Annotated in this window: 9 protein-coding genes; 7 read left to right on the top strand and 2 right to left on the bottom strand. The window is 73.5% G+C overall.

Going from position 1 to position 13,033, the window contains the following annotated elements:
• Positions 1-89 precede the first annotated feature (89 nt).
• Positions 90-332 carry a hypothetical protein gene (locus tag AC0QU1_RS12040; RefSeq protein WP_483569584.1) on the bottom strand — a complete coding sequence of 81 codons (243 nt, stop codon included), beginning with the start codon at positions 330-332 and terminating at the stop codon, positions 90-92.
• Between the two features lie 131 nt (positions 333-463).
• Here AC0QU1_RS12040 and AC0QU1_RS12035 point away from each other — a divergent pair, with 131 nt between their 5' ends.
• Entirely contained in the window at positions 464-1,198 is a 735-nt protein-coding gene (locus tag AC0QU1_RS12035; RefSeq protein ID WP_483569583.1) for an alpha/beta fold hydrolase, read from the top strand.
• Between the two features lie 108 nt (positions 1,199-1,306).
• On the top strand, positions 1,307-6,355 hold the full coding sequence (locus tag AC0QU1_RS12030; protein WP_483569582.1) for a GH92 family glycosyl hydrolase: 5,049 nt from the start codon (positions 1,307-1,309) through the stop codon (positions 6,353-6,355).
• 72 nt (positions 6,356-6,427) lie between these two features.
• Here AC0QU1_RS12030 and AC0QU1_RS12025 read toward each other — a convergent pair whose 3' ends face one another.
• A complete protein-coding gene (locus AC0QU1_RS12025) occupies positions 6,428-7,459 on the bottom strand; it encodes a GDSL-type esterase/lipase family protein (RefSeq protein WP_483569581.1) in 1,032 nt (343 codons plus the stop codon).
• A 175-nt stretch (positions 7,460-7,634) separates the two neighbouring features.
• Here AC0QU1_RS12025 and AC0QU1_RS12020 point away from each other — a divergent pair, with 175 nt between their 5' ends.
• The 5 genes from AC0QU1_RS12020 (at position 7,635) to AC0QU1_RS12000 (ending at position 13,032) form a co-directional block, all read left to right on the top strand.
• Positions 7,635-8,681: a LacI family DNA-binding transcriptional regulator gene (locus tag AC0QU1_RS12020; RefSeq protein ID WP_483569580.1), complete on the top strand. Its 1,047-nt coding sequence runs from the start codon at positions 7,635-7,637 to the stop codon at positions 8,679-8,681.
• Positions 8,678-9,610: an ABC transporter permease gene (locus AC0QU1_RS12015; protein ID WP_483569579.1), complete on the top strand. Its 933-nt coding sequence runs from the start codon at positions 8,678-8,680 to the stop codon at positions 9,608-9,610. Before AC0QU1_RS12020 ends, AC0QU1_RS12015 begins: the two co-directional genes overlap by 4 nt.
• A complete protein-coding gene (locus tag AC0QU1_RS12010; protein WP_483569578.1) occupies positions 9,607-10,428 on the top strand; it encodes an ABC transporter permease in 822 nt (273 codons plus the stop codon). Before AC0QU1_RS12015 ends, AC0QU1_RS12010 begins: the two co-directional genes overlap by 4 nt.
• Positions 10,429-10,493: 65 nt before the next feature.
• Positions 10,494-12,008, top strand: a complete 1,515-nt coding sequence (locus AC0QU1_RS12005) for an ABC transporter substrate-binding protein (RefSeq protein WP_483569577.1) — start codon at positions 10,494-10,496, stop codon at positions 12,006-12,008.
• Positions 12,009-12,036: 28 nt separating this feature from the next.
• Positions 12,037-13,032 carry an ABC transporter ATP-binding protein gene (locus tag AC0QU1_RS12000; RefSeq protein WP_483569576.1) on the top strand — a complete coding sequence of 332 codons (996 nt, stop codon included), beginning with the start codon at positions 12,037-12,039 and terminating at the stop codon, positions 13,030-13,032.
• Position 13,033 lies beyond the last annotated feature (1 nt).

Here is a 13,033-nt window from a genome sequence, read left to right as displayed (position 1 = left end):
GTGCAGTGGACCGAAGTCAGCGCCGTAGGGCCAACCAGCCCCGCCCGGCGCAGGCCCGCCCGGCGCCGGTCCGCTCAGTGCAAGTCCGCTCAGTGCAAGTCAGCGCGGATCGCGGCGCGGACCCGCGCCGAACGTGATCCCACGCGGTTGGTGGCGCCGGTCCGGTAGGCCCGGGCACGCTGGTCGTCGTGCACGCCGGCCGCGCCGGAGCGGGCGTGCTCGGCGCGCTCCCGCACCGCCTCGGCCGGGAGCGCGTGCCGGTACCTGGCCCGCTCCTTCCGGAGACCGTCCTTCGTGCGGCCACCCTTGGTGCGGTTCTTGCTGCTGCTCACGCGTCTCACCTCCGACCGGTGCGTCAGCGACGCCGACCGTACCGGCCCGGCGCGTACGCGGTCAGCGGATTTTCGCCGCGTGTTGTTCCCGGCCCGGTCCGGCGCGCCGTCCGCTCGGCATACTTGCGCGGGTGAGCACCGCACCGCAGCACCCGGTCCAGCACGTCGAGATCCAGCCCGCCGGCGCACCGCCCCTCCGCCTCGCCTACCGCGAGGCCGGCGACCCGGACGCGCCCGCGCTGCTCCTGCTGCACGCCCTCGGCGAGAGCTCGCTGTCCTGGGATCCCCTGCTCGACGACCTGGCCGCCCTCGGCTACCACGCGCTCGCGCCCGACGCCCGGGGCCATGGCGACAGCGACCGCCCCGGCGAGTACGGCTACGAGCTGATGGCGGCCGACGCCCTCGCCTTCTGCGACACGATGGCACCGGGCGGCCTCGCCGTCGTCGGCCACTCGATGGGGGCGGCGACCGCCGCGCTCCTGACCACAGCCCTGACCGCCAGGACGCCCGGCCGGGTGACGCGGCTCGTGCTGGAGGACGCCACGCCGCCCCGGCCGGGCGGGCCGCGGTTCGAGCCCTTCGACGAGCCGGACCACCCGGTCCCCTTCGACTGGCCGCTCGTCAACGCGGTGCGCGCCGAGCGCAGCGACCCAGACCCGGCGTGGTGGGCCGACGCGCTGCGGATCGAGGCGCCCGTCCTCGTCGTTGCGGGCGGCCCGACCAGCACCGTCGACCAGGCGGACCTCAAGGACTTCGCCGACGGCGTCGCCGACGGGCGGCTCGTCGAGATCCCCGTCGGCCACATGGTGCACGACGAGGCCCCCGCCGAGTTCCTCGCGGCGGTGGGTGAATTCCTGCGCCGGTAGCCGCGCCGCAACGGCCCGTTCACCCGCGCGCCTCGGGCCGATCACCTGGACGAAGACCCGCGACCGGAGACTGAGCCGACCTTTCCCCGGACACGTCAGGAACCAGTCATGTCCTCATCCATGTGGCGCCCGAGGCAGCACCAGGCACAGCGCCCCGCCGCCCGCGCGACCGTCGCGGCCGCCGTCGCGGCGCTCCTCGCGCTCGCCCCCGCCGTCGCACTGCCCGCGGGCGCCCTGCCGACCACGCACACGGGCCACGCCGGCCACTCCCGCGAGCTGTCCCCCTTCGACGCCGTGGACCCGTTCATCGGCACGGAGCTCGACACCACCGAGAACAAGAGCAACGACGCCTACGGCAACACCTTCCCTGGCGCGACCGTGCCGTTCGGCCTGGTGCAGCCCAGCCCCACGACGTACCGCGAGGGCAGCAACGGCGAGAAGGGTGGATACGAGTACACCGCCGACCGGATCCGCGGCTTCGGCATGACCCGGCTGTCGGGCACGGGCTGCACGGGCAACTACAGCGGCTTCGACTTCCCGCTGCTACCCTTCACGGGCGCCCTGGCCGACGACGCCCTGCCGACGGACCCGGCGTCGAACATCCGGGACTACTACCTGCCGTTCAGCCACGACGACGAGCGCGCCGAGCCCGGGTTCTACGAGGTCACCACCGCGGGTGGCGTCACGACGCAGCTCACGGCGACCCAGCGCACCGCCGTCGGCCGGTTCACGTTCCCCGAGGACGCCGACAGCGCAACCCTGCTGCTCGACGTCGCCGGCTCCAACAACTCCATCCGTGCGAGCAAGGTGACCGTCGACGCCAAGCGCCGCACCGTGACCGGCACGGTCACCGCGGGCGCCGTCTGCAACCAGGGCACCTTCTACACGGTGCACTTCTCGGCGACGTTCGACCGGCCGGTCCGCGGCCACGGCGTCTGGGACGACGGCGCCGTCACCCCCGGGCAGAGCCATGCCGAGGGCACGGACGCCAAGCACGGCACGGGCGCCTGGCTCGCCTTCGAGCCCGGCAGCACCGTGACGGCCCGCATCGGCCTGAGCTACACGAGCGTCGAGAACGCGGCGCTCAACCGCACCACCGAGGTCCGCGACCGGAGCTTCGACGCCGTCCGCGCCGCCGCCCGCGCCACCTGGCGCGAGGCGCTCGGCACCATCGAGGTGGACGGCGGGGACGGCCCCGACGCCGGCCGGGACACCGACGCCGAGCGCACCAAGCTCTACACCGCGCTCTACCACGTGCTGCACCACCCGAACGTGTTCGAGGACGTCAACGGGCAGTACGTCGGCTACGACGGCACGGTCCGCCGGGTGGCGAAGGGCCGGCACTTCTACGTGAACTTCGCCGGCTGGGACTTCTACCGCGGCCACGCGCAGCTCCTGGCGATGGCCTTCCCCGAGGTGGCCGACGACGTCGCGCAGTCGCTGGTGCTCATGGCCCAGCAGACCGGCACCTGGTACGACGGCCCGACCCTCAACCTGGTGCAGGCCCGGATGGCCGCCGACTCGCTGCCCGTGGCGCTCGCGGCGATGGACGACTTCGGCGCCACGGACTACGACCGCCGGGCCGCGCTGGACTCGCTGCTGGCCACCCAGTCCCTGCCGGGCACCGCCAGCACCCGCCCCGACGCGTACCAGTACTTCGCCACGGGGCTGGTCGAGAACCGCAAGGGCAACTTCGCCACCGCACGCGTGCTGGAGTACTCCGTGGAGGACTTCGCCATCGCGCAGCTCGCCGAGCGCCTCGGGAACGACGCCGCGCACGACGAGCTCATGGTCCGCGCCCAGAGCTGGCAGAACGTGTTCGACCCCGAGACCCAGCACATCCGCCCGCGCGAGCGCACGGGCTTCGACCGGTCCTTCGACCTGCGGGTGCGGGACGACTCGGCGGGCCGCGGCCAGTTCAACCAGTCCACCGGCTACCAGTACGGCTGGATGGTGCCGCACAACATCGGCTCGGTCGTCGAGAAGCGCGGCGGGGCCGAGACGTCCGAGCGAGCGCTCGACGTGCTCATGGCCGACCTGGACGCCGGCGCGTACACGCAGACCGGCAACTACCTGAGCAACCAGGCCGCGTTCAGCTCGCCCTGGGTCTACAACTGGCTCGGCAAGCCGCACAAGACCACCGACGTGCTGCGCCGCGCCGTCGACGAGCTGTACGACACGACGCCCACCGGCCTGCCCGGCAACGACGACCAGGGCGGCCTGAGCGCCTGGTACGTGTGGGCCAACCTGGGCATCTACCCGGTGGTCTACGGCACGGCGGGCCTCGCGGTCAGCGCGCCGCTGTGGGAGCGCATCGAGATCGACGCCGCCGACAGCCGCCGCGACTACACGATCCTCGCCCCCGGCGCGAGCGACGAGCGCCGGTACACCACCGGCCTGCGGGTCAACGGGCGCACGCAGAGCGCGTCGTGGATCGACCCGTCGTTCGCCCGCAGGGGCGGCACGCTGCGGTTCACGCTGTCCCGCACGCCCGGCGCGTGGGGTACCGGGGCAAACGACGTGCCGCCGTCGTACACCGAGGGGATGGACGGCCGGAACAACGTCGGCACCACGCCGGACGGCCGCGGGAACCTGGGCTCGATCGACCTGAGCGACTGGTCGCTGTCCCGCGAGCGCCTCGCGGCCGCCGGCGCCGCGCCCGGGGCGCGCCTGCCGCTACGGGTCGACGGCGCGGACACCGGCGTCGCCTTCACCTGGCCCGACGCCGGCGTGGGCGAGCCGGACAACTGGATCGTCGCGGGCCAGCGGATCGACCTGCCGGACGCGCCGGCGCAGGCCGTCTCGTTCCTGGGCCTGGCCACCAACGGTCCCGCGCGGGGCACCGCGTACGTCGAGTACACCGACGGGACGCGGCAGCCGGTCCGGGTGGAGCTCACCGACTGGGCGGCGAGCCCGGGCGGCGGCAACACCACGCTGGTCGAGGTGTCGGGCCGCAACAACCGCAACGGCACGGCGGGCTCCGGCACGTTCCGCGTGTTCGCGACGCGGCCCGCGGCGCTGGACCCCGACAAGACCGTCGACGCCGTGGTGCTTCCGGAGGTCACCGACCGCGGCATCATGCACGTCTTCGACGTCGCGACCACCACCACGCCGTTCGAGGACCCGGGCGCGCCGCAGGGCGAGCCGGAGCGCGTGGTGCTCACCCCGACGCAGGACCCGGCGACGTCGCAGCACGTCACGTGGCGCACGTCGAGCCCGCTGCCCGTGGACGGCGTCGTGCAGGTGCGCGAGGTGGGCGGCACGGCGGTGACGGTCGACGCCGTCGAGCAGCCGGAGCGGTTCGTGGGCGGCTACCCCGCGCGCAGCCACTCGGCCACGCTGGCGGACCTGGCGCCCGACACCGCGTACGAGTACCGGGTGCGCGGCGCAGGCGGCTGGACCGCGTGGGACACCTTCACCACCGCCTCGCGGCCTGCCGACGGCGCGGTGGACCCGTTCACGTTCCTGTACTTCGGCGACGCGCAGGAGGGCATCGCCGACGAGTGGGCGCACACCGTGGACGAGGCCACGAGGGCGCACCCCGACGCCGAGGTCAGCCTGTACGCGGGCGACCTGGTCAACACGGCCACGGACGAGCTGGAGTGGAGCGACTGGTTCGGCGCGAACGAGGAGCTGCGCACGTCGTCGAACGTGATCGCCGCGCTGGGCAACCACGAGATCGGCGGGCAGGCGCTCGCCGAGAACTTCCGGGACCACTTCGAGTACGCCGCCAACGGGCCCGTACCGTCGGACGCCGGCGAGTACGCGGCGGCCTACGGCGAGCACCTGGCGGGCGCCATGCGGGACACCGTGTACTACACCGACCACCAGGGCGTGCGGTTCGTGACGCTGAACGCCAACCGGGACGACATCTGCACCCTGGTCCGGCCGCCCGGCCTGGCCACGTTCGACTGCGGCACCGGGCGCCGGGCGTGGATGACCATGCAGGCGACGTGGCTCGACCGGATCCTCGACGAGAACCCCGGCAAGTGGTCGGTGCTGCTGGCGCACCAGCCGGTGTTCTCCAACTCCGTGGACGGCGCGGGCATCCCGCGCGACGAGGCCGACTGGCGGCAGTACATCCTGCCCGTCATCGAGACCAACGACGTCGACCTGGTGCTGCAGGGGCACGACCACTCCTACGGCCGCGGGCACCACGAGATGGACGTCCCCGAGCCGGGCACCGACGGCATCGACAGCGGCATCACGACCGGCCCCGTGTACGCAATCTCCAACGGCGGCCGCAAGCAGTACCGGCTGAACCCGGGCGAGAGCGTCTGGACCCGGAACAACGCCGTGGCGGTCAAGCAGGCCCAGGACGTGTCCGCCTACCAGGCGGTCACGGTCGAGGGCGACACGCTGCGCTACGAGTCGGTGGCCACCTACGCGGTGCCCGGTGGGGCCTCACCGGTCGCCGCCGGGGAGCGGCTCGACGCATTCACCATCACCAAGTACGACAGCGGCACCAAGTGGGTCACCGAGGACGGCGTCGCCGTGCCCGGCCCCGAGGTGCCGTCGGCCGGCGTGGAGCACCCGTCCGACGAGCCGTTCGACGACGCGACGTTCGGCGAGGTCACGTGGGACGACGACTTCTCGACCGACCGCCTGGCCGAGTACCGCGCCTACGGCGATTCCGCCGGCGAGCCCGCGGCGGAGCTGACCGTCGACACGGCGGCGGGCACCCTGGAGGCGACGGCGGCAGGGCGCCGCTGGAGCCACGTGGCCCTGCCGGTCGAGGCGGGCGAGCGGTTCGCGCTCGTCGTGGAGCCCGCGGCGTTCACGGGTACGGGGGCGCCGGAGGACAGCCTCTTCCTCGGCCTCACGGACGGCCCGGGCAACCGCGCGCACAGCTGGTACAACAACACCCGGCGCAGCAGCGGCATCAACGTGCTGGTCGGCGGGCGCAGCCTCGGCCTGTCCGAGGGCACGGGCGAGCGCGCCGTGCGCTGGGAGCCCGGCGACCGGCTCGCGACCGTCGTCGACCACGGGGAGCTGTCCTCCTGGATTGAGAAGGACGGGCGGTGGCAGCCGATCCGGTCGGGTCTGCTCAGCCTCACCATGGACCGCGGCGACGTCGCGGGCTGGGCGCCCACGCTCAGCCTGCGGCTCGACACGGGCACGATCGCCCTGACCCGGGTGACGCTGCTCCAGCCCTGACCCGGCGGCCTACGCACCGATGACCATGCACTTGCTGCCAGTCCGAAGGTCCAGCTGGCAGCAAGTGCATGGTCATTCGGGCCGGGTGGCGGCAGCGCGGTCGAGCAGCTCTCCGACCGCCGGGCCGAGCACGGACGCCATGTGCGCGTAACCCTCCGGCCCCGGGTGCAGGCCGTCGGCCAGCAGGTGCGCGTGCTCCGGCCCGAGCACGGTCCGCCCGTCGAGCAGGTGCAGGTCCGCATCGCCGTGCGCGGTCAGCAGGCCGACGGCGTCGGCCACCTGGTCCCGGATCCGCGCGAGGGTCAGGCCCGCCGGGCCGACGGCGTCCTCCCGCATGGGCGACGCCACGGGCGAGACCACCAGCACGGGCACGCCCGGATGCCCGTCCCGGACGGTGCTCAGGAACCCGAGCAGCGCCGGGAGCAGCGACCGCGCGCTGAACGTGCCGGCGCCGTACACGTTGATGCCGAGGCAGGTCACCACGACGTCGGCGGGCAGGTCCCGGACCACCCGCGCGACCATCGGGTCGAGCTGCGCCTCGCCCGCGAAGCCGAGACACGTCAGGTCCAGGCCCAGCTCGCGCGCGACCAGCGCGGGCCACGTGCGGGCGGGCGACGCCGCCTGGCGGCACTGCGTCAGGGAGCTCCCGTACGCCACGAACCGCGGACGCCGCGCTACCAACCCACCGGGCCCCGCTCCGGCCGCCCACACCCGCGCCCCATCCTCGACCGCCACGCTCACCAGCCGGAACGTGCCGAACTGCGGCAGCCACAGCTCCACCCGCTTGTCCCCCGGCGGCAGGTCCAGCACGAAGCCCCCGTCCGGGCCGACCGGCGCGGAGGCGACCACCGCGCCGTCCACCACGGCGTCGAGCGGCACCTCGACGCCCTGCACCGCCGCCCGCCCGGCGAGCACGCGGGAGTCCGTGCCGAGCACCAGCCGCACGCCGGCCGGCATCGCGGCGCGCGTGCGCAGGGCCCCGCCGGGGAACAGCCCGATCCGGTCGTGCGGCAGGCGCCAGGCCCGCGACCAGCCCGGCGTGTGCTCCACGGAGACGGCACCCGCCCACGTCAGGACGCCGTCGTCCGCCCGGATCTCGCGCATCTCGCCCCGTTCCGTCGGCCTGGTCACCCCGGCGGCGGCGCTGCCGCCGGGTGAATCACGAGCGGGACGGTCGGGATCCCCTTGACGCCCGGCCGTACCGGTCAATAGTGTGATCGGTTGATACGTATTAGAGATTCTACCGGCGACGGAGCCGGCGGCACGAGGAGACTTCACCATGAGCCAACGACGGCGCCCCACCCAGGTGGACATCGCACGCGCGGCAGGAGTCTCGCAGGCAACGGTATCGCTCGTCATCAGCGGCGGCCCGGCGAGCGGCCAGGTCGCCGACCACACCCGCCAGGCCGTGCTCGACGCCGCGGCCGAGCTCGGCTACACCGTCAACGCGGCGGCCCGCAGCCTCAAGGGCGGCCGCAACCGGATGCTCGGCCTCTACACGTTCGAGCCGGTCTTCCCGGTGGACCAGCGCGACTTCTACTTCCCGTTCCTGCTCGGCGTCGAGGAGGCCACCGCGGAGTTCGGGTACGACCTGCTGCTGTTCAGCTCCGTCACCTCGGGCGAGCGGCGCATCTACTCCGACGGCATCAACCGGCTCAAGGTCGCCGACGGCTGCGTCCTGCTCGGCCGGCACATCGACCGCGCCGACCTGGCCGACCTGGTCCACGAGGACTTCCCGTTCGTCTTCATCGGACGGCGTGAGCTGCCCGGCGTCGAGCTGTCCTACGTCGCCCCCGACTACGTGGGCGCCACGCGCGACATGGTGCGCCGCCTGACCGACGCCGGGCACCGGCGCCTGGCCTACCTGCGCCCCGCCGACCACCAGGAGCCCACGCGCGACCGCGAGGCCGGGTTCCGCGAGGGCCTCGCCGCGGCGGGCCTGCCGGACCAGCCGATCCACGAGATGCCCGACGACGCGTCGGCGCAGGCCCGCCTGGCCGAGCTGCTGGTGCAATGGCTCGCGGACGGCGTCACCGCGCTCCTGGTCGAGCCCAGCGAGGACGACCAGACCATCGCCGCCCTGGAGCGGGTGGCCGCCGACGCCGGCGTGCGCATCCCGCAGGACCTGTCCGTCGCCCTGCTCGGCGACCCGGCGCCCAGCGGCTCAGGCAGCCGCGACTGGACCCGCTTCACGCTCCCCCGCGAGGACATGGGCCGCGCCGCCGTCGGCCTCCTGCTGGAGCTGCTGGAGCACGACGACGGCCCCCGCCGCCTGTCCGTCGCGTGCACGCCCGTGGACGGCGACTCGGTCGGGAGCCCGCGATGACGCTCACCTTTCTGCTGCGCCGGCTGGCCGTCGGGCTGTTCACGATCTGGGGCGTGCTCACCGCCGTCTTCCTCATCGTGCGCCTCGCGCCCGGCGACCAGGCCACCGTGGCCCTCGGGCCCGACGCCGCTCCCGAGCAGATCGCGGAGCTGCGGCACACGCTCGGCCTGGACCGGCCGGTGCTCGTCCAGTACCTGGCGTTCCTCGGCGACGCCGTCCGGGGTGACTTCGGCGAGTCCTACCGGTACGGCCGCCCCGCCATGGACGCCGTGCTCGAACGGTTCCCCGCCACCGTGACGCTCACGCTGGCGGCCACCGTCATCGCGATAGTCGTCGGCATCGTGCTCGGCGTGGTCGCCGGGCACCGGCCCGGCAGCCTGGTGGACCGCACGACGTCTGCCGCGACGCTCGGGCTGCAGGCGCTGCCGCCGTTCTGGGTGGGCATCATGCTCATCCTCGTCCTGGCGCTGTGGCTGCGGCTCCTGCCCAGCGCGGGCGGCGGGGACCTGGAGCACCTGATCCTGCCCGCGGTCACGCTGTCCATCCCGTTCACCGCCCTGGTCGGCCGGATCACGCGCAGCGGCGTGGCCGAGACCATGTCGGAGGCGTTCGTGCGCACGGCGCGGTCCAAGGGCCTGACCGAGCGCGAGGTCCTCACCGGGCACGTGCTGAAGAACTCGCTCATCCCGGTCGTCACGGTGGTCGGGCTCCAGGTCGGCACGCTGCTCGGCGGCGCCGTCGTCATCGAGACCGTGTTCGCCTGGCCCGGCCTGGGCAACCTGCTGGTCGGCGCGGTGGGCAACCGCGACTACGCCGTGGTGCAGGCCGCGACGGTGCTGATCGCCGTCTGCGTCATCGCGCTCAACCTGGCCGCCGACCTGGCCTACGCCCGCCTCGACCCGCGCATCCGGCTGGAGGCCCGCCGATGAGGTACCTGAGCTCCGCCGGCAGCTACGTGATCTACGCGATCATCGGCGTCTACGTGTTCGCCGCGATCGCCGGGCCGTACCTCGTGCCGTACGACCCGGTGGCCACCGTCGTCACCGAGCGGCTCCTGCCGCCCGGCTCGGAGACCGCCGCGGGCACTGCCTGGCTCGGCACCGACGGCGTCGGCCGGGACGTGCTGGCCCAGGTGGTGCACGGGGCGCGCACGTCGCTCACCATCGGCGTCGTCGTGGTGCTCGTGTGCAGCCTGGTGGGCGTGGCCCTCGGCGCCATCGCCGGGTACGCGGGCGGGTTCGCCGACGTCGCCGTCGCGCGCACCATCGACGTGCTCATGGCCTTCCCCGGCATCCTGCTCGCCATCGTGATCGCCGGCCTGCTCGACCGCGGCGTCGACGTCGTGATCATCGCCCTGTCGGTGGCGGGCTGGATCGGGTTCGCCCGGCTGTCGCGCGGCGTCGCCCTGTCGGTGCGCGAGCGCGACTGGGTCGACGCCGCCCGGATCATGGGCGTGCGCACGCCCGCCATCCTCGGCCGGCACGTCGTGCCGTTCCTCGCCGGGCCGGTCGTCGCGCTCGCCACCATGGAGCTGGCCTCCGTCGTCCTGTCCGAGGCGGCCCTGAGCTTCCTCGGCCTCGGCCTGCCCCCGTACGTCGTGTCCTGGGGCCAGAGCATCGCCAGCGGCAAGGAGTACCTCGCCACCGCGTGGTGGATCTCGGCCTTCCCAGGCATCGCGCTCTCCGTCCTGGTCGTGTGCATCGGCCTGGTCGGGGACCGCCTCACCAAGCGCTTCGCACAACGCTGAACGCGACGCCGCCCCCGCACCCGCGCACCCACCCCGCGCACCCAACCCATCGGAAGGAACGAGCGATGAAGCTCACGACCAGGCGAGCGGTACCAGCCCTCGCCCTCACCTTCGCCCTCCTGACCACAGCGGCCTGCGGCGGCTCCGGCGGCCAAGAAGGCGACGGCGACGCCGCAGGCGGCACCATCACGGCCGCCGGGCCCATCCCGATCGAGAACCTCGACCCGCACGGCCCGTCCAGCATGGACGCGGGCACCCAGCTCGCGGCCCGTGCCCTGTTCAGCCAGCTCGTGGTCAGCACGGGCCCCGGCGAGTTCACGGGCGACCTGGCCACCGAGTGGGAGCCGAACGAGGACACCAGCCAGTGGACCTTCACGCTGCGCGACGGCGTGGAGTTCTCCGACGGCGAGCCGGTGGACGCCGACGCCGTGGTCGCCTCGTTCGAGCGCGTCCTGGAGCTGCAGGGCCCACTGGCCGGCAACTTCGTGGACTACACGGTCGAGGCGCCCGATGAGAGCACCGTCGTGTTCGACGCCGGCAAGCCGGACGCGTCGTTCGTCGCGAAGATCTCGTCGTTCTTCGTGACCCCGCCCGACGTCGACGAGGCCTTCTTCCAGGACCCCGTCGGCTCCGGACCGTTCGTCGTCGACTCGTTCGAGCCCGGCCAGGAGCTGCGGATGACGCCGAACCCGACCTACTGGGACGGCGCGCCCGCGCTGGAGGAGCTGGTCTTCCAGTCCATCCCGGAGATCTCGGCGCGCATGACGGCGCTGCAGACCGGCGAGGTCGACGTCACCTGGGCCATCCCCGACGACCAGATCGCGGCCCTGCAGGGCGACACCTCGATCACGGTGGAGAACGTGGAGAGCCCCGGCGTGGTCACCATGTGGATGAACAGCGGGGAGGAGACGCTGCAGGACGCCGCGGTGCGCCGCGCGCTGTGGCAGGCGGTCGACTTCGAGGAGATCACCGCCTCGCTGTTCCCGGAGACCGGCACCCCCGCCGACTCCGTCGTCAGCCCGGTGGTGCTGGGGTACGCGCCGCAGGAGCCGGTGACGTACGACCCCGAGGCCGCCAAGGCGGCCCTCGACGACGCGGGCTTCGACTACGACACGCCGCTGGAGATGCAGTTCTCGCAGCCGCAGTTCCGGCAGTTCGCGCAGGCCGTGGCCTCCGACCTGGCCGAGATCGGCGTGCAGGTCGAGCCGCTGGAGAAGGAGCAGGCCGTGTTCCTGGAGGACCTGCTGGCCATGAAGTGGGACATCAACCTGCAGCAGATCGGCTCGCAGGGGTACGACGCCGCCACCAACCTCGGCCGCCTGTACCCGTGCGCGGCGGGCCGCACCGGCTACTGCAACGACGAGCTCGACACGCTGCTGGCCGACGCAGAGGCCACGAGCGACACCGCCGAGCGGGAGGACCTCTACGCCCAGGCCACGCAGATCATCTGGGACGACGCCGTGGGCATGTACCCGATGTTCGTGGGCATGCCGTACGCGTGGCGGGAGGGGGTCGAGGGCTTCGAGCCGGCCTCCGACAGCCTGCCGTACTTCACGCACGTGACCAACTCCGAGAACTGAACCCAGCAGGCTGACGAGAGGAATGCGCATGGCCGACCACTCCGTAGCCGTGGCACCCGCGAACCAGAGCACCACCCCGATGCTCGAGGTGACGGGGCTCGAGGTCGTGCTGCCTGCCGGCACGGTGGTCGACCGGGTCTCGTTCACCGTGCCCGCCGGCCGCACCACGGGCCTGATCGGCGAGTCCGGCAGCGGTAAGACCATGACGGCGATGGCCGTCGTCGGGCTGCTGCCGGACACCGCGGTGGCGTCAGGCGAGGTGCGGTGGAAGTCGCAGGACCTGGTGTCGGCGTCCGAGCGGCGCCGGCGCCAGGTGCGCGGCCACGAGATCGGCGTGGTGTTCCAGGACCCGTCCGCCGCGCTCAACCCGCTGCAGACCGTGGGCCGCCAGGTGGGCGAGATCCTGCGGCGCGACGGCCTGCCGCGCGCCGAGGTCCGCGCCCGCGTGCTGGAGCTGCTGGCCCGCGTGGGCCTGCCCGAGCCGGAGCGGCAGGCCGACTCCTACCCGCACCAGCTCTCCGGCGGCATGCGCCAGCGCGTCATGATCGCCATCGCGCTGGCCGGGCGGCCCGAGCTGATCATCGCCGACGAGCCGACCACGGCCCTCGACGTCACCACGCAGGCCAGGATCCTGGCCCTGCTCGCCGACCTGCGCGAGCGCGAGGGCCTGGCGATGATCCTGGTCAGCCACGACCTGCGGGTCATGGCGCACGTGGCCGACGAGGTGGTGGTCATGTACGCGGGCCGGGTCTGCGAGCAGGGTCCCGCGCGCGAGGTGCTGGACCACCCGCACCACCCGTACACCCGGGCACTGGCCGGCAACGTCCCGGCGGTGACCAGCCGGACGGCGATCGCCGAGCCGCTGCCCGGCGCGCCGGCCAGCCCGTTCGCCCGGCCGCCCGGGTGCCCCTTCCATCCCCGCTGCCCGATGGCGACCGACCGCTGCTCGACCGAGGTCCCCGCGCTGCGGGAGATCACCGCCGGCAGGCTGTCGGCCTGCCACTACGCCGAGGAGGTCTCCTGAG

This window comes from Promicromonospora noduliphila (assembly GCF_056951025.1).
The sequence above is the reverse complement of the archived record's forward strand: the minus strand, read 5'-3'. Positions and strand labels throughout refer to the sequence as shown.